The organism is Stenotrophomonas sp. CASM106, assembly GCF_049384825.1.
Taxonomy (GTDB): domain Bacteria; phylum Pseudomonadota; class Gammaproteobacteria; order Xanthomonadales; family Xanthomonadaceae; genus Stenotrophomonas; species Stenotrophomonas muris.
In genome coordinates, this window is the sequence record NZ_JBMRFS010000005.1 from 346,874 (window position 1) to 370,452 (window position 23,579).

Sequence of the window (23,579 nt, forward strand, 5' to 3'; positions counted from 1 at the left end):
GCCGCTGGCCGGCATTGCCCGTATCAACAGGATGAGAGGTGCCGGCCCGCGGCCGGCACTACCGGTGATCGGTCTATTTCGCGATCAGCGCATGGCGTCGGCTGTACAGCAGGTACAGCACCAGGCCGGCCACGTTCCACAACAGGAAGTACAGCTGGGTGGTGTGCGGCAGGCTGATGAACAGGTAGATGCAACCCAGTGCGGCCAGCGGGCCAACCACGAAGGCCAGCGGCGTGCGGAACGTGCGCGCGCGGTCCGGCTCGCGCAGGCGCAGCACCACCAGGCAGACGCCCACTGCAGTGAACGCGGCCAGGGTACCGGCATTGGCCAGCGCGGCGATCTCGTCCAGGCGGGCCACGCCGGCCAGCGCCGACACCACCACCGCAGTGAACAGCGTGGTCGCCACCGGCGTGCCGGTACGCGCGTTGACCTTGGACAGGCCACGCGGCAGCAGGCCGTCGCGGCTCATCACGAAGAAGATGCGGCTCTGGCCGTACAGGAAGGCCAGCAGCACGGTCGGCAGCGCGATGATCGCAATCACGCCGATCACCATCGCCGCTGTCGGATGGCCCAGCTGGCGCATGATCAGCGCCAGCGGCTCGGCGCTGTGCCCGAACACGGCGTAGCTCATCGCACCCACTGCGGCCAGCGCCACCAGCACGTAGACAATGGTGCAGCCGATCATCGAACCGATGATGCCGATCGACAGGTCACGGCCCGGGTTCTTGGTCTCCTCCGCAGCAGTGGAGATCGCATCGAAGCCGTAGAAGGCGAAGAAGATGATCGCCGCTGCCGCCATCACGCCGTGCTCGACGCCATCGGGGCCCATCGACTTGGCAAAGCCATACGGCATGAACGGCTGCAGGTTGGCGCTGTCGAACGCAGGCAGGGCCACGGCCACGAAGATCGCCAGCGCGATCAGCTTGAACACCACCAGGATGGCATTGAGCGTGGCGCTTTCCTTGGTCCCGGCCATCAGCATGCCGGCCACCAGCCAGGTGATGATGATCGCCGGCAGGTTGATCATGCCGCCTTCCACGTGCGGGCCGGCTGCCAGCCAGGCCGGCAGGTGCACGTTCCAGCCGAACTGGGTGTGGACCCATTCGAGGAAGCCGACGAAGTAGCCGGACCAGCCCACCGCCACCGTACTCACCACCAGCGAGTACTCCAGGATCAGGCTCCAGCCCACCACCCAGGCGAACACCTCGCCCAGCGCACTGTAGCTGTAGGTGTAGGCGCTGCCGGCGGCCGGCATCATCGTCGACAGCTCGGCATAGGACAGCGCCGCACAGGCGCAGACCGCACCGGCGATGGCGAAGGAGATCAGCACGGCCGGGCCGGCCAGGTTGGCACCGACGCCGATCAGCGTGTAGATGCCGGTGCCGACGATGGCACCGATGCCCAGTGCGATCAGGTGCGGCCAGCTGAGCGTCGGGATCAGACGCCTGCCGGCTTCGTGGACGGTGACGGAATCTAGGGACTTGCGCCGGAACAGGGACATGCAGGCCTCGGAAGGGGTGACTAAGAACGACAAGTTCCCGAGTGTGACCGAACGCAGCGCAGCATTACCACTGACGGGGGTCATGCATGGCGGGGCGCGCGCTGCACCCCAGCCACGCTGCCGGAATCGGCACAATCCGGCGGTAGCCACCGGTGTGCGTTCGTCCCGGCCGCTGCTACGACTCGATGTTGGCCATGCCGCTGACCGAGTAGCGGTCACCGGCCGCGGCATGCAGCGGGAAGGCCGCATCCAGTGCGTCCAGCGTGGCCGCGTCCAGTTCCACCTGCAGCGCAGCGAGGTTCTCGTCCAGCCGTGCCCGCCGCGTCGTGCCCGGGATCGGCACGATGTGCTCGCCGCGCGACAGCACCCAGGCCAGCGCCAGCTGCGAGGCGGCGATGCCGCGCTCGGCGGCCAGCGCCTGCACGGTATCCACCAGTGCCAGGTTGCGCTGGAAGTTTTCGCCTTCGAAGCGGGGCGAGGTGCGCCGGTAATCGTCGGCGTCGAAGTCGTCCGGGCTGCGGATGGCGCCGGTCAGGAAGCCACGGCCCAGCGGCGAATACGGCACGAAGCCGATGCCCAGCTCCGCCGTGGTGGCCAGCACTCCGTTCTGCTCCGGCTCGCGCGACCACAGCGAGTACTCGCTCTGCACCGCCGTGATCGGGTGCACCGCATGGGCGCGGCGGAGGGTGGCCGCCGAGGCCTCGGACAGGCCCAGCCAGCGCACCTTGCCCTGTTCCACCAGGCGTGCCATGGCACCCACGGTGTCCTCGATCGGCACGGTCGGGTCGACGCGGTGCTGGTAGTACAGGTCGATGTGGTCCACGCCCAGGCGGCGCAGGCTGGCCTCGCAGGCGGCCTGCACATAGTCCGGGTGGCCGTTGATCTGCCGCGCCTTCGGGTCAGCCGGGTCCAGGCCGATGCCGAACTTGCTGGCCAGGAACACTTGGTTGCGGCGGCCGGCAATCGCGCGACCGACCAGCACCTCGTTGGTGTGCGGGCCATACACATCGGCGGTGTCGAGCAGGGTCACGCCACGGTCCAGCGCGTGCCGGATGACGGCAATGCCGTCATCGTCACTGCCGCGGCCGCCGTAGTACGCGCTCATGCCCATGCACCCCAGGCCGAGGGCGGACACGGTGGGGCCGGCGGGGCCGAGAGTACGGGTCTTCATGTGGATCTCCTTGGGGAAGGCGCCACGTCTGGATGGGCAGTGGCGAGGGGCACAGCATCCTCCACGCCATCATGTGGATAAACTGCGTGTCACCGGACTTACCTTGAAGGCTGCCTTCACAATGGATGCCTCCGTCCCGCTCACTGCTGTGGTCGCTTTCGTCCACGTGGCCGAGCACGCCAGCTTTACCCGCGCCGCCGATGCCCTGGGTGTGTCGACCTCGGCGCTGTCGCAGAGCGTGCGCGCGCTGGAAGCGCGGATGGGCGTGCGGCTGCTGCAGCGGACCACGCGGCGGGTCAACCTGACCGAGCACGGCGCGCGTTTCCTGCAGCGCGTGCGCGGCGGCCTGGACCAGATCGACCAGGCATTTGCCGAACTGGACAGCGCGCGCTCGGTGCCTGCCGGGCGGCTGCGCGTGACCCTGCCGCGCATCGTCGCCGATCGCATGGTGCTGCCGCGGCTGCCCGACTTCCTTGCGCGTTACCCGCAGGTGCAGGTGGAACTGTGCGTCGACCCCGCGCTGACCGATCTGGTGGCCGAGGGCTTCGACGCCGGCATCCGCCTGGGCGAATCACTCGCACAGGGCATGATCGCGGTGCCGGTCGGGCCACCCGAGCGGCAGGTGGTGGTAGCCACGCCGGCCTATTTCGAACGCCATGGCGTGCCGCAGACCCCGCATGACCTGCAGGGCCACGCCTGCATCGTGCACCGGCTGGCCAACGGCCGGCTGATGCCCTGGGAGTTCAGCCGCGACGGCCACGACCTGGACGTGCAAGTGAGCGGGCGGCTGGTGTTCAACGATGCCGGCGTCGCCCATGGTGCCGTGCTGGCGGGTCTGGGAATGGCCCAAGGCTTCGCCTCGTTAATGGCCGACGACATCAACGCTGGGCGACTGCAGAGCGTGCTGCAGGACTGGCAGCCGCCATTCCCCGGCTTCCACCTGTACTACCCCGCGCGTGAGCAGATGGCGCCCAAGCTGCGGGTGTTCATCGACCACCTGCGCGCGGAGATGCACGACCGGTAGATGCCAACCTTGGTTGGCATGCTTCAATCGACCACGCGCGCCGCTACGCCTCCCGGCCAATGGCAGCCATCCTCCTGCCACGCCTGGCTGTCATCGTGGAAGGTGGTGCGACGGCCATCACGGGCGCGTTCGTAGCTCAGATCCAGTACCAGCGCGCCCTGCGTGCTCAGCAGGTAGCGGCCGTTGAGGCGCCCGTCGAAGCGCTCTTCCCACACGCTGTCGAACTGGTACGGGCGATCCTCGGCCAGCACCGTGGTCTCCATCGAGATCCGGTGCAGGGGCAGGCGCTCGCGCTGGCCGGCGTAACGCACGTCGGCCCGGCCGTCTTCCAGCCAGCGCCATTCCAGGTGGATGTTGTCGTTGCGACCGCCCGTCAGGCAGCGATGGTCCTGCACGGTGCCGGCAGAGGCGGCACCGGCCAGCAGCAGGGTCATGCCGAGCAGTGGCAGCCGCCCGTTCATCCGTTCAGCCCCAGGCGGATGCCGAACCCCACCAGGAACAGGCCGGCCACGCGGCGCAGCGCATCGCTGATCCGCGGGTGCTGGATCAACCGGCGGCGGGCCAGGTTGCCCACGCCGATCAGCATCGAGCAGTAGGCGATGCTGACCACCAGGATGATGCCGGCCAGCGCGGCGAAGGTGGCGATGCCCTGGTGCGCCTTCGGATCGATGAACAACGGCAGGAAGGCCATGTAGAACAGGATCGCCTTCGGGTTGAGCAGGCTGACCAGGATCGCCTGCTGGAAGTAGCGGCCGGGTTGCATGCGGATCGGGCCGGCGTCGCCGCCCTCGTGCTTGGGCGTGCGCAGCAGGCTGATGCCGACCCACACCAGGTAGGCCGCGCCGAGGTACTGCACGGCGTGGAATACCAGAGGATTGGCCTTCAGCAGTGCGGCCACGCCGGCCAGCGCCAGCCACATCAGGATCTGGTCGCCGACCAGCAGGCCGGCCAGTGCGGTGTAGCCGCCGCGCACGCCGCCACGGCCGGTGGCAGTCAGCAGCGTGAAGGTACCGGGACCGGGCAGGGCGAGAAACACCAGCACGGCGACCAGAAACGTCCACAGGTCCTGGATGCCCATCCACGGCATGGCGGTGCTCTTCTGTTACGGGGGGCCGCCATTGTCGGCCAGCGCTGCGGCGGGCGACAGGGGGCCGGTGGGGCCAACCGGCATCCCGGACAGCAGCGGTTGCAGGTGCTGGCGCAGCTGCGCGTGCAGCTGCCGCACGGCGGGTGAGAACTGCTTGCGATGCGGGCACACCAGCTGCAGCGGGATGCTGCTGCCAACGCCGTCCAGCAGCACCTGCAGGCGCCCGGCCTGCACATCCTCGCGCAGGTCCAGCCAGGACTTGTAGGTGATGCCTTCGCCGGCCACGGCCCAGCGCCGCACCACGTCGGCGTCGTCGCAGACCAGCGGGCCGCGTACCGGAACCACGCTGCGGCGCCCGTCCACCTCGAACGACCAGCGATCGTAGGCGCGGCCATTGAGTTGATAGACCAGGCAGTCGTGCTCGCGCAGATCCTCCAGGCGCGTGGGCGGGCCACGCCGCTGCAGGTAGCCGGGTGAGGCGGCCAGCACGCGCCGGTTGCCTTCCAGCAGGGGCAGGGCTACGTAGTTGGCGTCATCGAAGTGGCCGATGCGGATGGCCACGTCGACCGGTTCGCGGAACACGTCGGCGACCTCGTCGGACAGGCGCAGGTGCAGGCGCGGCCGCGGGTGCGCGGCGCGGAACGCGCTCAGCCAGGGCAGCAGCAGGTTGCGGCCGAAGTCCGACGGCGCCGACAGCTGCAGCGTGCCGTGCAGCTCGGTGTCCTCGCCCTGCACGCGGGCCTGGCCTTCGCGCAGGGTGGCCAGCACCTCCTGCGCATACGGCAGGTAGAGCGCGCCCTCGCCGGTCAGGCGCAGGCTGCGGGTCGTGCGCACGAACAGGCGCAGGTCCAGCTCGCGCTCCAGCCGTGCCACCGCCGCAGCGACCTGCCCGGGCAGCAGGTCGGCCTCGCGGGCGGCCTGCGAGAAGCTGCCCAGCGCGGCAGTGCGGACGAACAGCTGCAGATCGTCGAAGCGGATCATCTTCATCGCCAGAGTGAAAGTGCTGCCCGATTCTGCGCCTTTCCGAGGGAGCGCGCGCGGCGCAACCTGTCGCCTCCTTCCCCACTGGACCGCTGCCATGCGCGCCATTGCCTATACCCACGCCGGCCTGCCGATCGATGATGCCCTGGCCCTGATCGACATCGAACTGGAGCTGCCGCAGCCCGGCCCCCGCGACCTGCGCGTGGCGGTACGCGCGGTGGCGGTGAACCCGGTCGACACCAAGGTCCGCCGCGGCGTGGCCACCGATGGCCCGCGCGTACTGGGCTGGGATGCGGTCGGCATCGTCGACGCGGTGGGCAGCGAGGTGACCCTGTTCCAGCCCGGCGACGCGGTCTACTACGCCGGCGTCATCGACCGCCCGGGCAGCAATGCCGAGTACCAGCTGGTGGACGAGCGCAGCGTCGGGCGCAAGCCGGCCAGCCTCGATGATGCCGCCGCCGCGGCGCTGCCATTGACTGCAATCACCGCCTGGGAGCTGCTGTTCGACCGCCTGCGCATCCCCGAGGGTGGTGGCGAGGGCCAGACCCTGCTGGTGATCGGTGCTGCCGGTGGTGTCGGTTCGATCCTGGTGCAGCTGGCGCGGAAGCTGACCAGGCTGACCGTGATCGGCACCGCCTCGCGTCCGGATACCCAGGACTGGGCATACGCAATGGGCGCGCACCACGTGATCGACCACCGCCTGCCGCTGGCCGAGGGACTGGCGCGGCTCGGCATCAGCGAAGTGCAGCATGTGGCCAGCCTGACCCACTCCGACCAGTACTACGCGCAGATCGTGGAACTGCTGGCGCCGCAGGGCCAGCTGGGGCTGATCGATGATCCTGGCCAGGTGGACGTGATGGCGCTCAAGCGCAAGGCGTTGTCACTGCACTGGGAGTCGATGTTCACCCGGCCGCTGTACCGCACCGCCGACATGCAGCGCCAGCACGACCTGCTGAACCGTGTGGCCGAGCTGATCGACACGGGCGTGCTGCAGACCACGCTGGGCGAGCACTTCGGGCGCATCGACGCGGCCAACCTGCGGCGCGCCCACGCGCTGCTGGAGAGCCACCGCGCCAAGGGCAAGATCGTGCTGGAAGGCTGGTAAGGCCGGATCGTTCCCGCACCCTTGGGGTCAGATCCCTTTGCCCCGGGAAAGGGATCCGACCCCTGCCTCAGGCCACGCCGTTGTCGACGTGTTCGGCGAAACCGGGCTGCTGGCGCAGGCGCTCGAACCAGGCGCCCACGTGTGCCAGCGCCGGCTTGTGGCCCGGTGTGCTGCGCCAGCGCTGGGTCGACAGCCCGAGCACGATGTCGGCGAGGGTGAAGGTGTTGCCAGCGGCGTAGCCGCCAGCGGCCAACTGGGCATCAAGCACGCCCATCAAGCCGTTCCACTGGACCAGGCTGGCCTCGGCGCGGGCATCGTCCGGGTAGTCCGGATGCTGGCGCACGCGCGCCATGAACACGTGCCGCCAGGCACTGTTGAGGTCGCTGGCCTGCCAGTCCATCCATTGTTCGACCCGCGCACGATCCTGTGCCGCGCGGGGCAGCAGGTCATCACGGCCAGCGCGTACGGCCAGGTAGCGGCAGATGCTGTTGGATTCCCACAGCACGAAGCCGCCATCGCGCAGCACCGGCACCTGCCGGTTCGGGTTCAGTGTGGCCAGCAGGTCCGTCGGCGGCGCTGGCTCGTGGTGAAGTGGCAGGTCGAGGCCGGCGCACAGCCACAGCACCTTGCGCACGTTGATGGAGGTGGGTTTTCCGTACAGAGCGAGCATGGGGGCTTCCGGGGCAGACCGACCCAGCCTAGCGCAGCGGGGCTAAACTGATCGCATGAATATCGAAGTCCTCATGATCCTGGCAGTGGTCCTGCTGCTGGCGACCCTGGTCGCGCTGGTGCTGCTGTGGCGTCGCAGTGCTGGCGGTGCACCCTCCGACGAACTGCAGCGGCTGCTGGACAGCGAACGCGAACAGCATCGCCTCGCCCTGGTCGATGCCGGCCAGCTGCGCGGCCGCCTCGATGCGCTGAGCGCTGAACTGGAGAACGAACGGAGCCGCAGCCAGCAGCACGCACAGGCCGTCACTACGCTGACCGCCCGGGTGGAGCGCGAAGCAGCGCTGTCGGCCAGTCGCGAAGCACAGCTGGCCGAACGTGAAGCGGCCCTGGCGCAGGCGCGCGCTGCCGTTGCGGAGACCAGCAGCGAGCTGCAGCAGGTGCAGCAGCGCTACCAGCAGTTGCACGGTGAACATGCCCGCGCGGTGGCCAATCTGCAGCACTCCGAACGGGCCAGTGCCGAACTGCGCAGCTATCTTGATACCGCCAAGGAAAAGCTGTCGGGCGCCTTCGCCGAACTGGCGGGCAAGGTGTTCGACGAACGCGGACAGCAGTTCGAGAAGAACGTGCGGCAGGCGACAGTGCAGTCACGCGCGGACATCGAGGGGCTGCTCAAGCCGTTCGCCGACAAGCTGGGCGATTTCCGCACCCGCGTCGATACGCTGTATGGCGAGGAAGCGCGGCAACGCGCCAGCCTGCTGGGTGCGGTGGGCGAACTGAAGACGCTCAACCAGGACATGGCGGCGCAGGCATCGGCGCTGACGAATGCGCTGAAGGGCAATGCCAAGGTCCGCGGCGACTGGGGCGAGCTGATGCTCGACAACGTACTGCGCGGATCGGGGCTGGAAGAGGGCGTGCACTACCAGCGGCAGAAGCATGCCGTGGATGACGAAGGTGCGCGCCTGCGACCGGACGTGGTGGTGCAGTTCCCCGACGAACGCAGCGTGGTGATCGACAGCAAGGTGAACCTGATCGCCTGGCAGGAAGCCATGAATGCCACTACCCCGGAGCAGTCGGAAGACGCGTTGCGCAGGCACGCGGTTGCGCTGCGCCAGCACGTTAAGGACCTGGGCGAGAAGAATTATCCGAAGGCGTTGGGCAGCGAGACGCTGGACATCACCATCGCCTTCGTTCCCATCGAGGGTGCCTTGTCAGCCGCACTGGGCGCCGATGGCAGCCTGCAGGCGTTCGCCTTCGACAACCGCGTGGTGTTCGCCTCGCCCAACACCCTGATGGCGCTGCTGCGCGTGGCCGAGCGCCTGTGGACGCGCGACAAGGTGCAGAAGCAGGCGCTGAAGATCAGCGAGGCCGGCGGTCTGGTGCTGGACGCCCTGACCGGGTTCCTGCAGGACTTCACCGCCATGGGCAAGAAGCTGGACGATGCCGGCAAGGCCTACGCCGATGCGCGCAATCGCCTGATCGATTCGCCGCAGTCGGCCATCAGCCGCGCCCGTCGGCTTGCCGAACTGGGCAGCAAGGCCAAGCGCGCGCTGCCACCGGAGCTGACCCCGGACCCGATGCAGCAGCTGGGCGCGCCGGAGGACGACGAGGACGGCAATGCGGGTTGACACGTCCCGTGCACCTGCGCCTGGCTATGCTGGGCACCCTGAGTCCGTGGCGGGTATCGACATGCGCTTGCGCTCCTGTGCCGTTCTTGTCCTGGCTGCGTTGCTGGCTGCGTGCAGCAGCACGCCCCCGGTCGCCGACACGACTACGGCCGCTCCTGCGCCGGAAGCCAGCGAGGCCTACCGCGAAGCACGTGACGTCGACTGCCAGGCCGCTGGCGGCACGCTGCAGCGGCTCGGCCGCCTGCAGCGCGAGCAGTGCGTGATTCCCTATGCCGACGCCGGCAAGGCCTGCAGCCGTAAGAGCGACTGCACGGGCCAGTGCCTGGCCGGAGCCGAGGTGGCCGCCGGCAGTGCCGCCACCGGTACCTGCCAGCGTGATGTGCGCCAGAACTTCGGGTGCCGCCAGCGCATCGATGATGGCAAGGCGCAGGGCACGATCTGCGTGGACTGAATCCTGCCTGTAGAGCCGAGCCCACGCTCGGCTGCCATACCATCAGCCGAGCATGGGCTCGGCTCTACAACAGCGCGCGCGGCGCTATGCTGGTGGACCATTCCCCGCCGTAGCCGGAGCCCCCGCGTGAGCACCCCGATCCAGGACATTCCCCTCACCACCATCGACGGCCAGCCGTCCTCGCTTGCCGACTACCAGGGCAAGGTGCTGCTGCTGGTCAACGTCGCCTCCAAGTGCGGCCTGACCCCGCAGTACGAAGGCCTGCAGGCGCTGTATGCGGAAAAGCACGCGCAGGGCCTGGAAGTGCTGGGCTTCCCCGCCAACAACTTCCTTGGCCAGGAGCCGGGCAGCGAGGCCGAGATCCAGCAGTTCTGCCAGCTCACCTACGATGTCAGTTTCCCGATGTTCTCCAAGATCAGCGTGGCTGGCGAGGACACCCACCCGCTGTACCAGCAGCTGACCGCCGCGCAGCCGCAGTCGATCGGCGAAGGCCCGCTGCGTGAGCGCCTGGCCAGCAAGGAGATCCCGATCCATCCGGCACCGGCGGTGCTGTGGAACTTCGAGAAGTTCCTGGTCGGCCGTGATGGCAAGGTCGTCGCACGCTTTGCCCCGGACGTGGCCGCCGATGACGCGCGCCTGCGCGAGGCCATCGAGGCCGCGCTGGCGGCCTGAGCACGGCGTGCCAACCCAGGGTTGGCACCCACCGGAAAAGAAAAACCCCGCCGAGGCGGGGTTTTTCATGCACCGTCGCGCGGCCTCAGTGGGTCCACTGCGGCATCGGCATCGCATCGACCGGGATCGGCGAATTGGCATCGTCATGGCCGCGGTCGCGCTTGCTGCGCAGATCGTTCTCGATCTGGTAGTTGCGACGCTGCATCCAGGCATCGCGGACCAGGGCGTATTCGTCCACTGCGGTGTCGCGCAGATCGTCGATCGCCAGCAGCTGTGCGCGGGTGTCGACCAGCTGCAGGCCCTGCAGGCCGATGCGGATCTTGTCTTCCTCGACGCGCCGGATCGGCGACAACGGGATGTCACCGGCCAGGCCGAACACGTCGCGTACGGTACGCGGGCCGAAGAACGGCAGTTCCACGTAGCGCGAACGACGCCAGCCCCAGGCACCCAGGGTCTGGCCGAAGTCTTCATTGCGACGCGGCACCATCGCCTTGCTGGCTGGATCGAACAGGCCACCGATGCCCAGCGTGCTGTTCATCAGGAAGCGGCCGAGGCTGTCCCACGCATCGGCACCACGGCCCTGCAGCAACTGGTTGGTGATGGTCACCGGCGCACGCAGGTTGCTGAAGAAGTTGCTGACGCCGGTGCGCGCGAAGCGCGGCACCACATGGGTATAGGCGGTGGCCAGCGGGCGCGCCACGCCGCGGTCGACCGCATTGTTGAAGGTGTGCACCTTGCGGTTGAACGGTTCCCACGGATCGTAGGCCGCCGCGTTGCCGGTGTTACCGGTACCACCATAGAGGGCGTCGAAATCATCGTCGCCGGCGGCGGCGGTGGACGCTGCGGCCTTCGGTGGGCTGGCCTCTGCGCCCTGCGGCGCAGCCGTCGGCGCTGAAGCGGTGGGCGCGGCAGGGTTGGCCACGGAGGCGACCGGAGCAGCGTCGACCCCGCCGGTATCGGCCGTTGCGGCCGGAGCAGCGGGGCCGGGCGCAACCACGGTGCTGGCGACCGGTGCATCGCTGCGCGCGGGCTTGCCGGCACAGGCGGTCAGGGCGGTGGCCAGGAGGATCAGGGGGAAAGTGCGTACGACGTTCATGTCAGCTCGCAGCAGAAGTAGCGTTGAAATCCAGGTCGGGCGACAGCCGGTAGGCTGCGCTCAGCTCGTTGAAGCCGGCGGGCGCGCCGGAAATGGCCAGCGCATGGCCCGCCTTGCGTGCACGGGCCGCCAGCTCGGCCAGCAGCGCCAGGCCGGCGCTGTCCACGCGCTCGACCTCACCCAGCTCCAGCCGCGCCAGCTTGGCCGGCAGGGCCTGCAGCTGCGGCCACAGTGCGATCACCGCGGCACGGTCAAGCACCCCGCGCAGGCGCAGGGTGTCGCCTTCCAGCAGCGCAAGTGCGTTACTTGCCATTGCCGGCGGGCCCGGCCTGCATGCTGCCGCTGTGCAGCTCGCTGGCCACCTGCTTGATGCCCTTCTGGCGCAGCGGGGTATCGAACTGGTTGCGGAAGGTCTGCACGTAGGAGATGCCTTCGATGTTGACGTCGAAGATCTTCCACTGGCCGTTCACGTTGCGCATCCAGTATTCGACCGGGGTCGGTTCGTTGCCGGCGCGCACCAGTTCGGTGCTCACGCGCACACCACGGTTGCCCGGCAGCGGGCTTTCACCCTTCAGGCGGAAGCTCGGCTTGCCCTGGATGTTGAGCAGGGTCGAACCGTAGCGCTGCATCAGGCTGTCGGCCATGGCATCGGCGAACAGCTTGATGTCGGCATCCGAGGCGCCACGGGCGTGCGGGCCCAGCACCAGGCGCGCGGCATAGTCGCGATCGAAGGTGCGGTTCAGTTCGCTGTCGATGTAGCTGCGCAGGCTGGCCGGGTTGCTGCTGAACTCGCTGCGGCGCTGCTGCAGGGTGGTGAGGATGCGCGTGCTGGCATCGATCACCACCTTGCCGGCCTGGCCCTGCGCCGCGGCAGCGGCGGGGGCGGGAGCGGTGGCCTGGGCCTGGGCCTGGGCGAGGAATGGAGTAGCCGCCAGCAGCGCCGAGGCGAGCAGGGCCGGGATCAGTTTCATCTTCATGGTTGCGGTTCCGTTGCAGGCGCCTGCGCGCCATCGTTGGGCTTCTGGCCTGCGCCGCCACCGGCGCCGCCACTGAACATGTACTTGCCGACCAGCTGGATCAGGTCCACCGCCGGCTGGGTGAAGACGATCTCGTCACCGGCCTTGAGCACGTCCGGGTCACCGCCCGGCTGCAGACCGATATAGCTCTCGCCGAGCAAACCACTGGTGAAGATGCCGGCCGAGGTGTCCGCCGGCAGGTCCTTGACCTTGCTGTCCATGCGCAGGGTCACGATGGATTCGAACTTCACCGGATCCAGGTCGATCGAGGCGACCTGGCCGACGGTGACGCCGCCGATCTTCACCGGCGCCTGCTTGCGCAGCTGGCCGACCTGGGAGAAACGCGCCTTCAGCTCGTAGCCCTGGCTGCCCCAGCTCCAGCGCTGGTTGGTCGAGGCCACGGCCAGCACCATCAGCGAGGCCAGGGCCAGCAGCAGGAAGGCGCCGACGGAGAATTCGAGTCTGGGACCGCGGATGGCCATGTGGATTACCTGATCGAGTCGTGGTGGCCGCGCGCGCCTGCGCACCGCCTGTGGAGGGGTTAGGTGAACAACATTGCCGACAGCACGAAGTTGAACATCAGTACCAGCAGCGAGGCGTTGACCACCGCACGGGTGGTCGCCACCGAGGTGCCCTCGATGGTCGGCTCGGCGTGGAAACCAACGTAGGCGGCGACCAGCGCGGCGGTGCCGCCGAAGATCGCCGACTTCAGCATCGCCACGCCGAAGTCATCCCAGAAATCGACGCTGTTGCGCAGCGCCGACCAGAACACGCCATTGTCCAGGCCCAGCACGTGTACCGCTTCGAAGTAGCTGGCACTGATCGCCAGCGAACAGAAGATGCCGGTCAGCAGGGGCACGGTCAGCACCGCCGCCCAGAAGCGCGGCGCCACGGCCTTGGCCACCGGGTCGATCGCCATCAGCTCCAGTGCCTTGATCTGGTCGGTGGCGCGCATCAGGCCCAGTTCGGCGGCGATCGAGCTGCCGGCGCGGCCGATGAACAGCAGCGCGGTCAGCACCGGCGCCAGTTCGCGGTACAGCGACAGGCCGAGCAGGGTCGACAGCGCGTCGGCCGCACCGAAGGTGGTCAGCGTGCGGTAGCCCTGCAGCGTCAGCACCAGGCCGACGAAGGCGCCACCGACGGCGATGATCGGCAGCGAGCGCGCGCCGATCTTGTAGATCTCGCGGGTCAGTTCGGCCAGGAAATCACGGGTCGGCAGCGAACCACGCAGCACGGTCAGCGAGAACAGGCCGGCGCGGCCGAGCGAGCGGGTGGCTTGGACGAACGGCATCAGGCGACCCTCGCGCGCGGTGCGGCATCGAACGGGATGGGGCCATCAGGCTGGCCGTGCAGGAACTGCCGCAGCAACGGGTCCTGGCTGGACTGCAGCGCCTCGGGCGTGCCCTGGAACACGATGCCGCCATTGGCGATGGCGATCACCTGGTCGCAGATCGGCAGGGTCTCGTGCACGTGGTGGCTGACGATGATGCTGGTCAGGCCCAGGCTGTGGTTGAGGCGCTGGATCAGGCTCATGATCACGCCGGAGGCGATCGGGTCCAGCCCGGTCAGTGGCTCGTCGTAGATCATCAGCGGCGGGTCCAGCGCCAGCGCACGGGCCAGCGCGACGCGGCGCGCCATGCCACCGGACAGCTCGCGCGGCCAGGCATCGGCAGCGGCCAGCAGGCCCACCGCATGCAGCTTCATTTCCACAAGGCGGCGCAGCACGGCGGTCGGCAGACGGGTATGCGTGCGCAGCGGCAGCGCGACGTTTTCGGCCACAGTGAGGTCGGTCAGCAGGCCGTTGCCCTGCAGCAGTACCCCCACACTCTTGCGCATTTCCAGCAGCGCGCCGCTGTCCTGCGGAATCGGCTTGCCGAACAGGGTGACCTCGCCAGCCACCGGGCGCAGTTCGCCGGTCAGTGCCGCCAGCAGGGTCGACTTGCCGCTGCCGGACGGACCCAGCACGGCCGTGATGCTGCCCTTGGGCACCTGCAGCGACACGTCGCGCAGGATCGTGCGCCCGCTCCGGTCGATGCGGACGTTGGATAACTGCACCAGACTGGAGGTGGAAGCCGACATGGGCACCATTAACGTTTTTTAGACATCGAAGGATCGGGCCCGTCGGCTGAACATAAGCAGACTGGACGGTCCAGTATTGTGGCACGGCAAGACCCTTGCCAGGCCGGGATAATCGGCCGGCAGCCCGGAACAATCCGTACCGGCGATGGGCCGGCCATTGAATACTGCCTGCCGTGCTGCACACTGTGCATGATGAGTGACCCGGGCAGCGATTTCCGCCTCTACCATTCCAACTCCCTGGACGTGCTGGCCGCGCTGCTGGCGCGCAACGTGCGTGCGCCGGTTGCGGGTCAGCCGCTGCTGGCGCCGGAGGTGGTGCTGATTCCGCAGGTGGCGATGCGGCGTTGGCTGCAAGCAACACTCGCTGCCGAATATGGCGTGGCCGCCAATCTTGAGTTCCTGACCCCGGGCGAGTTCGTTGCCCGTGCACTCAACGCCAATGTGCCCGGCGAACGCGACGACCTGGACGCGGCCGGCCTGCACTGGAAGGTGTACCAGGCACTGCGCGACCCGGCGTTGCTGGCGCAGCCACCGATGCGCGCGCTGCAGTCCTATCTTGCCGGTAGCGATGCATTGAAGCCGTGGGCGTTGGCCGGTGAACTGGCGTCGGTGTTCGAGAAGTACCAGGCCTGGCGCCGCGACTGGCTGCTGCGCTGGGAGGCCGGCGCCGACCCGGCCGACCCGCAGGCCATCCTCTGGCGCAGCATCGCCGCTGGCCACGACTACCGCGCGCGCCGCATCCAGGCTTACCTGGACCGCTTCGAGGGCGCCGGCCAGCAATTGCCGCAGGGCCTGCCACCACGCATGTCCGCGTTCGCGACGCTCAACATCTCGCCCGATGTGCTGCGGGTGATGGCCACCCAGGCGCGGGTGGGCGAGCTGCACTTCTATATGCCCACGCCGGTGCAGTCGTACTGGGGTGACCTGCAGACGCTGGCCGAGCGCCTGCGCAGCGGCGCGCCCGATCCCTTCGGTGAAGCGGCCGGTGAGAACCGCCTGCTGGAAGCCTGGGGCGCGGCCGGGCGCGATTTCATGGCGGTGCTGGGCGGCTACGAGGTGGTGCACCCGGCCGGCGAGATCGCCGCCTATTCCGATCCGGAGGACGACACCCGGCCGACGCTGGCCGAAGGTGGACTGTCCGACAGCCTGCTGCATCGCCTGCAGCGCGATCTGTTCCACCGCCGTGCGCTGCCCTCGGGCGAGCTGCGCGACGGGCTGCGCAGCGACGATCCCAGCCTGCAGGTGCACGCCTGCCATACCCGCCTGCGCGAACTGCAGGTGCTGCACGACCAGCTGCGCAGCCTGCTGCAGGACCCGCGCTTCGACCCGCCGCTGCAGGCGCGGGAGATCGCCGTGCTTGCACCGGACATCGACCCCTATGTGCCTTATCTGGAAGCAGTGTTCGGCGGCCGTGGGGGCGAGGACGAGCACATTCCCTATGCGCTGGCCGACAGCAGTCCGCTCGCCGGCGAGCCACTGGCCGACGTGTTCGTGCACCTGCTGGGCCTGCCGGTCTCGCGTTTCGGCCTGAACGAAGTGCTGGACCTGCTGGCCAGCGCGCCGCTGGCCGAAGCGGCCGGGCTGGAGGCGGTGGACTTTGATCGCCTGCATGGCTGGCTGCAGCAGGCTGGCGCACGCTGGGGCCTGGATGCGAAGCACCGCAACCAGCACCAGGCCCCGGCCGACGACGCCTACACCTGGCAGTTCGCGCTGGATCGCCTGGTGCTCGGTCATGCCACCGGCAGCGAGGCCGACCTGGCCGGTGTTGCCCCGTGGATCGAGCTGGAGGGCGGCGCATTGGAAGCCCTGGACCGGCTGCTGCGCCTGTTGCGCGTGTTGGCGGTCTACCAGCGCCGCCTCGGCGAACTGCTGACGCCGGCGCAGTGGCGGCAACGCCTGCTGTCGCTGCTGGACGCGCTGCTGCCGACTGCGCCCAGTTCGCCCAACAGCCAGCGTGCCCTGGAGCGCCTGCGCAAGCTGCTCAACCAGTTCGCCGATGATGCCGCCAAGGCCGGCTTCACGGACGGGGTGCCGCCGGAGGTCGTGCGCGCGCACTTCGCCGGGGCACTGGGCGAGGCCGATACGCGCGCGCCGCTGCTGACCGGTGGCATCAGCTTTGGCCGCATGGTGCCGATGCGCCTGCTGCCGTTCCGGGTGATCTGCGTGCTCGGTCTCAATGATGGCGATTTCCCGCGCCGTGACCCGGCTGCCGGTCTCAACCAGCTCACTGCCGAGCTGGACACGCCGCGCCGCCGGCCCGGCGACCGCTCCACCCGCGAAGACGACCGCTTCCTGTTCCTGCAGCTGTTCGCCGCCGCGCAGGAGGTGTTCTACCTGAGCTACCTCGGTGCCGATCCGCGCGATGGCAGCGCGCGTGAGCCGTCGGTGCTGGTCAGTGAACTGATCGATGCCGCCGCTGCGTATCACCTCGATCCGCCTGCGGCGGTCCGCGACTTCACCGTGCGCCACGCACTGCAGCCGTTCTCTCCGGCGGCGTTCGGTGACGGTGATCCACGCCGCTTCAGCTATCGCCGCCAATGGCATCCGGCCGCCGGTCGCCTCACCGGCGCGCGCGGAGGCCTGCAGCCGTGGTTCGATGCCGCGTTGCCGCCGCTCGACGATGCGGTGGAAGACGACGTTGCACTCGATACCCTGCGCCGCTTCCTGTGCGATCCGGCCGGGCAGTTCCTGGCGCAGTCGCTGGGCCTGCGCCTGGCCGACGATGTCGAGGAGGTCGATGACCTGGAACCGCTGGTGCTGTCCTCGCGCGGGCCGGAAAGGCGCAGCGTGCAGGCGGCGGTGGTACGCGCCACGCTCAGTGGCGATACCGAGCCATTGTATCCGCGGCTGCGCGCGCGTGGCCTGCTGCCGTCGGGCCCCCTGGGTGAGCGCCAGTTCGAGGTGGAGCAGTTGAAGACCCGCCCGTATGCCAGTGCATTGCTGGGCTGGATGCAGGGCGAGCCGCTGGAAAGCCGCCGCTATGAAGTGGAGATCGATGGCGTGCGCCTGCATGGCCGTGTGGCCGATCGACACCCCGACGGGCTGGTGCGCCTGCGCGCTGGCACCCTCAATGGCACTGCGGTGATCCGCCAGGGCCTGGATTGGCTGCTGGCCAACGCTGCCGGCGATGCCCTGCCGCTGGTGCAGTTCCATGATGGCGGCGACGCCGGTCCCGGCCCGCATGTACTGCCGGCACTGAGTGCTCCTGCTGCACGCGCGGCATTGCGCGCATTGCTGCAGTTGCGCCAACGCGGACTGCGTGAACCGCTGCGCTTTGCCCCCTACACCGGCTGGGTGCTGTACAACGCGCCGGCCGAAAAGCAGCGCAGCGAAGGCTGGAAGCAGTGGCACGGCAGCGACCGCAGTTGGGGTGAATCCAGCAGCGACGCCTGGCAGCTGCTGCTGCGCGGTGCCGATCCATTTGCCACCGACGCCGGCTATGCCGATCTGCTGCGCAACAGCCAGGTGGTCTTCAGCGCGGTGCGCGAAGGCCGCACCCTTGGCGCCGATGCACGCCAGGAGGGCAGCGCATGAGCACCGCCATCGTCGATGAGGACTCCCAGCGCATGGCGGGCGATCCCTATCTGGCCCTGCCGCTGGATGGTATCCGCCTGATCGAGGCCAGCGCCGGTACCGGCAAGACCTTCACCCTGGCCACGCTGTTCACCCGCCTGGTGGTGGAGCAGGGCCTGCGCATCGGCCAGATCCTGGCGGTGACCTTCACCGATGCCGCCACCCAGGAACTGCGCAAGCGCATCCGCGAGCGCCTGTCGCTGGCCGCGCGCCTGGTCGATCTGGAACCGGCCGAGGGCGAAGCACCGGACACGAGGCTGACCCGCCAGGTGCTGCAGCGCCATCTGCAGGGGGGGACCGAGAGCGCCGCCGCACTGAAGCGCCGCCTGCAGGTGGCCGCCGATGAGATCGACCTGGCGTCGATCTTCACCATCCACGGCTTCTGCACCCGCGTGCTGCGCGAGCATGCGCTGGAGAGCGGCCATACCTTCGATCCGCCGGAACTACTGGCCAGCGACCGTGAGCTGTTGGAGGAACTGGCGGCCGATCTGTGGCGGGTGCATGCCAACGACGCGGCCACGCTGGAGCCGCTGACCTGGCTGTGGTCCAACCCGGACGCGCTGGCCACCGATCTGCGCGCGTTGCTGGCTGCGCCGCCTCTGCACCCGTTGCCGCGGCCGGTGGCGCTGGCCGATCCACAGCCGGCTTTGCAGGCCGCCGCCACCGAACTGCAGCAGGCGCTGCGCGGGCATGGCGAGCAGTTCTTCATCGACCTCTGCGATGCCGTCGACAACAAGTGGATCAACGGGGTGTCCTACAAGCTGGGTTGGCTGCACTCGCTGGGCCGGCAGCTGCTGGCCTGGGCCGAGCGCGGCGACCCGCGCGAGCTGCTGGCCAGCGAGCGCCTGCCGGCACTGCTGCCGGAGGTGCTAACCGACAAGACCAACAAGAAGTTCCCCGACCGCACGCCGTCGTCGCCAGTGCAGGTGCCATTGGCGCGCTATGTCGCGCTGCTGGCCGAACGCGATGCCTGGCTGCGTGGTACTGCGCTGAATTTCCTGCACGCGCTTCGCGCCGAAGCCATGCAGCGCCTGCAGGCGCTGAAGCGCACGCGCCGGGTGCAGACCTATGACGATCTGATCGATGGCGTGGCACTGGCCCTGGAAGGCCCGCAGCGGCTGCCGCTGGTAAGGCAGCTGCGCGCGCAGTACCGCATCGCGCTGGTCGATGAGTTCCAGGACACCGATGATCGCCAGTGGAACATCTTCCACACCGTGTTCGGCGATTCGCCGGAGGTGCGCGAACTCGGCCTGGCACCGGCGCTGTTCCTGATCGGCGATCCCAAGCAGGCGATCTACGGGTTCCGCGGCGGCGACATCCACACCTACCTGAAGGCCAAGCAGGTGGCGCAGCAGGCGCCGGTGCTGGACCAGAACTTCCGCTCGCGACCGTCAGTGCTGCGCGCGTTGCAGGCGCTGTACGACAACGGGGGTGAGGACGCCTTCCTCGAGCGTGACATCCAGTTCGAGCCGGTGCGTCCCGGTGGCGTGCGCACCGATGAGGACTATCTGCACGACGGCCACGCCGCCAAGGCACTCACCCTGCGCGTGCTGCGCAGCGGGGGTGACAAGGCGATGAGTGCCGATGCCTCGCGTGAGGCAGCGACCCAGGCCTGCGTGGCTGCGATCCACCAGGCCCTGGTCGAGGCGCGTGCGGGCAAAGCGGTGTTGCGTGGGCGCCCGGTGCAGCCTGGTGATATCGCGGTGCTGGTGCGCTCGCATCGCGAGGCGACGCTGGTGCAGCGCGCGCTGGCTGCGGTGGGCATACCCGCAGTGGCGGCGGGCAAGCAGAGCCTGTTCGCCACCAGTGAGGCACGTGATCTGCGCGCGCTGCTGCTGGCGCTGCTGCAACCGGCAGACGAAGGCCGCCTGCGTGCAGCGCTGGCCACGGTGTTGCTGGGCCAGCGGGCCAGTGCGATCGCGGCGATGGAGCGCGAGGGCGACCTGCAGCGCGGGTTCCAGGCGCAGCTGCTGCACTGGCGCGAGCGCTGGCAGCGCGGTGGTCCGTTCGCGGTGATCGCCGATGTCTGTGCCGCGCACGGCGAACGCCTGCTGGCGCTGATCGACGGCGAGCGCCGCCTGACCAACTACCTGCAACTGGGCGAACTGCTGCAGGAAGCCTCGGCGCAGGCGCTGGGCATGCATGGCCTGCTGGACTGGCTGCAGGGGCAGATGGCCAGCGCCGACCAGGATGACGAGCAGCAGTTGCTGCGCCTGGAATCGGATGCACGCCGCGTGCAGATCATCACCCTGCACAAGAGCAAGGGCCTGGAGTATCCGCTGGTGTTCCTGCCCTTCGTCGGCATCGACGGCGGCGCACCGAACACCGCCTCGCACTGCACCGTGCACGTCGATGGCCAGCGCCAGCTGCACTGGAAGCTGGACAGGGACGAGGCCTGGGAAGCGGCCAGCACACAGCGCGAGCGTGAGCAGCGGGCCGAGGATGCGCGCCTGCTGTATGTGGGACTGACCCGCGCCGAGCATGCGCTGTGGATCGCCGTGGGTGATCTGGCCGGGCTTGGCAAGACGCGCCTGGCGCCGCTGCTGGGCGACCTGCAGGCGCTGCGCGCGCACGCCGACGTGCACATCGATGACAGTGAGACAGTGGCCGCGCTGCCGCAGCTGGCGGCCGAAGTGGAAGGGGATCTTCCGGCAGTGCGTGCACTGACCCGGCGCGTGCCGCACGACTGGTGGGTATACAGCTTCACCCAGCTGGCGCATGCCGACGCGGGCGCTGGCAGTGATATTGAAGCCGCCGCCACCGAGCTGCCGGCGCCCGCCGCCGACGAACCCGCGGGCCCGGAACTGCCGCTGGAGCCCGCGCTGCCGGAACCCGCCGCCGTCGAAGACAGCCCGCCGGTCGACCCGCGCTTCATGGGCAGCCGCTTCGGCAACGTGCTGCACGAGGCGATGGAGAACGTCGACTTCGCTGCGTGGGGGGGCTGGCAGCCGGGCCTGGAAGCGCCCGAGGGCCAGGCCGAGGTGCTGCGCAAGGCGCTGCACGATGAAGGCTATGCCGACGTCGACCTGGACGATGGCGTGGCGGTGCTGGTGCCGTTGGTCGGCCACACGCTCACCGTGCCACTGCCCGAGGGCGGTGCGCTGCACAGCCTGGGCGAAGGCGAGCGGCGCGCGGAAATCGACTTCCATTTCGCCATCGAACCGACCACGGTACCGGCGCTGTTGCAGCTGCTGCATGCACATGGGGTTTCCAGTGCGCGTCGCGGCTTCGGCCAGCGCCGCCGCCTGGAAGGGCTGATGACCGGCATGATCGACCTGACCTACGTGCGCGACGGGCGCTGGTACGTGCTCGACTACAAATCCAACCGGCTGCCCGGCTACAGTCCGGACCTGCTGGCCATTGCCATGCGCCACAGCGAGTACGACCTGCAGGCGCTGATCTATACCGTGGCCCTGCATCGCTGGCTGCGCTTCCGTCTGGGCGCGGCCTACGATTACGAGCGCGACATGGGGGGCATCCGCTACCTGTTCTGCCGCGGCCTGGATGCTGCCGGCAACGGCGTGCATGTGGACCGCTTCCCGTTCGCGCTGGTGGATGCACTCGACGCACTGTTCGCAGGTGGCGAACAGGCCCAGGCCGAACTGGCCGCACGTGCCCGTGGGGCCAGCGCATGAGCCTGCTGAAGGAACTGCACCAGAAGGGCCTGCTGCGCACCCTCGATCACGCGTTGGCGACCAGCCTGCAGCGGTTGCGCGACGACACGCCGGACAGTGTGGCGCTGGTGGCCGCGCTGGCCTCGCTGGCGGTGTCGCAGGGCCATGCCGGGTTTGATCCGGCACAACCGCAGCGGTTGCTGGACGGCGTGCCCGAATGGCCTGCCGCGCAGGACTGGCTGGCGCAGCTGCGCGCATCGCCCTGGGTAGCGACGCCGGAGCAGGCCGATGCCATCGCCGAGGATGCGCCGCTGGTGCTGGAGAACGGCCTGCTCTACCTGCGCCGCTATCGCGAGTACGAGCGGCAGTTGGCGGCCGGGCTGCAGCGCATCGGCCGGCATCCGCTGCCGGCACCGGACATGGCCGCGCTGGCACCGTTGTTCGCGCAGCTGTTCCCGCAGGCACTGGGCAGCGAGGATCACCAGGCACGCGCCGCCGGCGTGACCCTGCGCCATCCGCTGGCGCTGGTCACCGGCGGTCCCGGCACCGGCAAGACCACCACCATCGCGCGGCTGTTGCTGCTGCTGGCCGCACAGGCCCGGCACGCTGGCCAGCCGCTGCCCGAGGTGGCGCTGGCCGCGCCCACCGGGCGCGCCGCCGAACGCATGGCCGAGAGCCTGCGGCTGGCCGTGCAGCGCCTGCAGGAGCACGGCGTGGACCCGGCGCTGTGCGCGGCACTGCCCAGTTCCGGCACCACCCTGCATCGCCTGCTCGGCGTGATCCCGGATTCGCCGCGCTTCCGCCACCACGCCGACAATCCGCTGCCGGTGGACGTGGTGGTGGTCGACGAAGCCTCGATGATCGATCTGCCGATGATGGCCAAGCTGGTCGATGCGATCGCCAGCGGCACGCGGCTGATCCTGCTCGGCGATCCCGACCAGCTGCCGTCGGTGGAGGCCGGCGACGTACTCAGTGCGATCCTGCGTGCCAGCGGTGATGGCATCGGCACCCGCGCCGATGACGCGCAGGCGCTGCGTGGATTGCTGGCGCCGTCCACGCTGCAGCCCCAGGCCGAACCGAACACCTTCGCCGGCCGCCGCGTGCAGCTGCAACGAGGGTACCGGCAGAGCGATGCACTGGTGCTGGCCCCGTTGGCAGATGCCGTGCGCGAGGGTGACGCCGGCGCCGCCCTGCAGCTGCTGCGCGGCGGTGAACTGGCCGGCGTGCATTTCCACGAAGGCGAGGCCGATCCATTGCGCGGCCAGCGCGAGCACCTGCTGGGCCACTGGCGTGCACTGGCCGACGCGGCCGATCCAGCGCTTGCCCTGCAGCAGGCCGGGCGCCTGCGCGTGCTGACCGCGCTGCGCGAAGGCCCGCAGGGCGCGCGTGGCCTCAACAGCCGCATCGAACAGCTGCTGGCCGGCAACACCCCGGGCTACTTCCAGGGCCGCCTGCTGCTGGTCACCGAGAACAGCTACCGGCACCGCCTGTTCAACGGCGATATCGGCATCTGCCTGCGCGACAGCAGCGGCGCGATGGTGGCCTGGTTCCCCGGCGACAGCGTCGAGCAGCCGCGCGCCTTCCACCCGGCCGCACTGCCCGCGCACGAAAGCGCCTTTGCGATGACCGTGCACAAGGCACAGGGCTCGGAGTTCGATGAAGTGTGGTTGCAGCTGCCACGCCAGGACAGCCGTGTGCTGTCGCGCGAACTGGTCTACACCGGCCTGACCCGCGCCCGCCAGGTGCTGCATGTGGCGGGCAGCGCAGAGGTGCTGCAGGCCGCATTGAAACGCCACGCCAGCCGGTTGGGTGGCCTGGCCTGGCGGCTGGGTGCGGAAGCGGTGGCCGAAGCACCGGCGCGCATCGAACAGCCTACCGTGCAGGGCACCTTGTTCTGAACCGGGGTCGGATCCCG

At 69.1% G+C, this 23,579-nt stretch carries 20 protein-coding genes; 8 read left to right on the forward strand and 12 right to left on the reverse strand.

Translation table 11 applies throughout. From position 1 onward, the window contains the following. Positions 1-73 precede the first annotated feature (73 nt). A complete protein-coding gene (locus VG556_RS14750) occupies positions 74-1,501 on the reverse strand; it encodes an amino acid permease (protein WP_046433392.1) in 1,428 nt (475 codons plus the stop codon). Between the two features lie 175 nt (positions 1,502-1,676). After that, positions 1,677-2,672, reverse strand: coding sequence for an aldo/keto reductase (locus VG556_RS14755; RefSeq protein WP_100450834.1), 996 nt, complete (start codon positions 2,670-2,672; stop codon positions 1,677-1,679). A 121-nt stretch (positions 2,673-2,793) separates the two neighbouring features. On the opposite strand from VG556_RS14755, the gene VG556_RS14760 reads away from it, so the two are divergent. Further along, the gene (locus VG556_RS14760) at positions 2,794-3,696 is read left to right on the forward strand and encodes a LysR family transcriptional regulator (protein WP_032958441.1); all 903 of its coding nucleotides are present in this window, start codon (positions 2,794-2,796) and stop codon (positions 3,694-3,696) included. A 23-nt stretch (positions 3,697-3,719) separates the two neighbouring features. Here VG556_RS14760 and VG556_RS14765 read toward each other — a convergent pair whose 3' ends face one another. From VG556_RS14765 to VG556_RS14775, 3 genes are read right to left on the reverse strand one after another with little or no spacing between them, the layout of a single operon-like run. Continuing rightward, positions 3,720-4,157, reverse strand: a complete 438-nt coding sequence (locus VG556_RS14765; protein WP_100450833.1) for a hypothetical protein — start codon at positions 4,155-4,157, stop codon at positions 3,720-3,722. Further along, positions 4,154-4,783, reverse strand: coding sequence for a leucine efflux protein LeuE (gene leuE / locus VG556_RS14770; RefSeq protein ID WP_005411716.1), 630 nt, complete (start codon positions 4,781-4,783; stop codon positions 4,154-4,156). The genes VG556_RS14765 and leuE overlap by 4 nt, the downstream gene beginning before the upstream one ends. Positions 4,784-4,798: 15 nt before the next feature. Then, on the reverse strand, positions 4,799-5,770 hold the full coding sequence (locus tag VG556_RS14775) for a LysR substrate-binding domain-containing protein (RefSeq protein ID WP_423180025.1): 972 nt from the start codon (positions 5,768-5,770) through the stop codon (positions 4,799-4,801). 91 nt (positions 5,771-5,861) lie between these two features. Between VG556_RS14775 and VG556_RS14780 the strand changes: the two genes are divergently transcribed. Then, on the forward strand, positions 5,862-6,869 hold the full coding sequence (locus VG556_RS14780; protein WP_100450831.1) for a zinc-binding alcohol dehydrogenase family protein: 1,008 nt from the start codon (positions 5,862-5,864) through the stop codon (positions 6,867-6,869). A 67-nt stretch (positions 6,870-6,936) separates the two neighbouring features. Here the strand turns inward: VG556_RS14780 and VG556_RS14785 are convergent, their stop codons facing one another. Further along, a complete protein-coding gene (locus tag VG556_RS14785; RefSeq protein WP_032958433.1) occupies positions 6,937-7,539 on the reverse strand; it encodes a glutathione S-transferase family protein in 603 nt (200 codons plus the stop codon). 55 nt (positions 7,540-7,594) lie between these two features. Between VG556_RS14785 and rmuC the strand changes: the two genes are divergently transcribed. The 3 genes from rmuC to VG556_RS14800 all read left to right on the forward strand — a co-directional run bounded on the left by rmuC (position 7,595) and on the right by VG556_RS14800 (position 10,286). Next, positions 7,595-9,163, forward strand: coding sequence for a DNA recombination protein RmuC (gene rmuC / locus VG556_RS14790; RefSeq protein ID WP_069118218.1), 1,569 nt, complete (start codon positions 7,595-7,597; stop codon positions 9,161-9,163). A 61-nt stretch (positions 9,164-9,224) separates the two neighbouring features. Further along, positions 9,225-9,614: a hypothetical protein gene (locus VG556_RS14795; RefSeq protein ID WP_041863989.1), complete on the forward strand. Its 390-nt coding sequence runs from the start codon at positions 9,225-9,227 to the stop codon at positions 9,612-9,614. 126 nt (positions 9,615-9,740) lie between these two features. Next, on the forward strand, positions 9,741-10,286 hold the full coding sequence (locus VG556_RS14800) for a glutathione peroxidase (RefSeq protein WP_014648938.1): 546 nt from the start codon (positions 9,741-9,743) through the stop codon (positions 10,284-10,286). Between the two features lie 85 nt (positions 10,287-10,371). Here VG556_RS14800 and VG556_RS14805 read toward each other — a convergent pair whose 3' ends face one another. From VG556_RS14805 to VG556_RS14830, 6 genes are read right to left on the reverse strand one after another with little or no spacing between them, the layout of a single operon-like run. Next, positions 10,372-11,382: an MlaA family lipoprotein gene (locus tag VG556_RS14805; protein WP_100450830.1), complete on the reverse strand. Its 1,011-nt coding sequence runs from the start codon at positions 11,380-11,382 to the stop codon at positions 10,372-10,374. Position 11,383: 1 nt separating this feature from the next. After that, positions 11,384-11,695 (reverse strand): STAS domain-containing protein, encoded by a 312-nt coding sequence (locus tag VG556_RS14810; protein ID WP_014648936.1) that lies wholly within the window; start codon positions 11,693-11,695, stop codon positions 11,384-11,386. After that, complete coding sequence (locus VG556_RS14815; RefSeq protein ID WP_053494825.1) at positions 11,685-12,359, reverse strand: MlaC/ttg2D family ABC transporter substrate-binding protein; 675 nt, start codon at positions 12,357-12,359, stop codon at positions 11,685-11,687. Before VG556_RS14815 ends, VG556_RS14810 begins: the two co-directional genes overlap by 11 nt. Next, positions 12,356-12,880 (reverse strand): outer membrane lipid asymmetry maintenance protein MlaD, encoded by a 525-nt coding sequence (gene mlaD, locus VG556_RS14820; protein WP_014039020.1) that lies wholly within the window; start codon positions 12,878-12,880, stop codon positions 12,356-12,358. The genes VG556_RS14815 and mlaD overlap by 4 nt, the downstream gene beginning before the upstream one ends. A gap of 59 nt (positions 12,881-12,939) precedes the next feature. After that, positions 12,940-13,689, reverse strand: a complete 750-nt coding sequence (locus VG556_RS14825; protein ID WP_005414955.1) for an MlaE family lipid ABC transporter permease subunit — start codon at positions 13,687-13,689, stop codon at positions 12,940-12,942. Next, positions 13,689-14,477 (reverse strand): ABC transporter ATP-binding protein, encoded by a 789-nt coding sequence (locus VG556_RS14830; RefSeq protein WP_014648934.1) that lies wholly within the window; start codon positions 14,475-14,477, stop codon positions 13,689-13,691. Before VG556_RS14830 ends, VG556_RS14825 begins: the two co-directional genes overlap by 1 nt. A 189-nt stretch (positions 14,478-14,666) precedes the next feature. Between VG556_RS14830 and recC the strand changes: the two genes are divergently transcribed. Genes recC through recD form a run of 3 tightly spaced genes read left to right on the forward strand, consistent with a single transcriptional unit; the run spans position 14,667 to position 23,562 of the window. After that, positions 14,667-18,011 (forward strand): exodeoxyribonuclease V subunit gamma, encoded by a 3,345-nt coding sequence (recC, locus tag VG556_RS14835; RefSeq protein ID WP_100450829.1) that lies wholly within the window; start codon positions 14,667-14,669, stop codon positions 18,009-18,011. Beyond that, positions 18,008-21,685 (forward strand): exodeoxyribonuclease V subunit beta, encoded by a 3,678-nt coding sequence (gene recB / locus VG556_RS14840; protein ID WP_100450828.1) that lies wholly within the window; start codon positions 18,008-18,010, stop codon positions 21,683-21,685. Before recC ends, recB begins: the two co-directional genes overlap by 4 nt. Next, a complete protein-coding gene (gene recD, locus VG556_RS14845) occupies positions 21,682-23,562 on the forward strand; it encodes an exodeoxyribonuclease V subunit alpha (protein ID WP_100450827.1) in 1,881 nt (626 codons plus the stop codon). The genes recB and recD overlap by 4 nt, the downstream gene beginning before the upstream one ends. Positions 23,563-23,579: the final 17 nt, after the last annotated feature.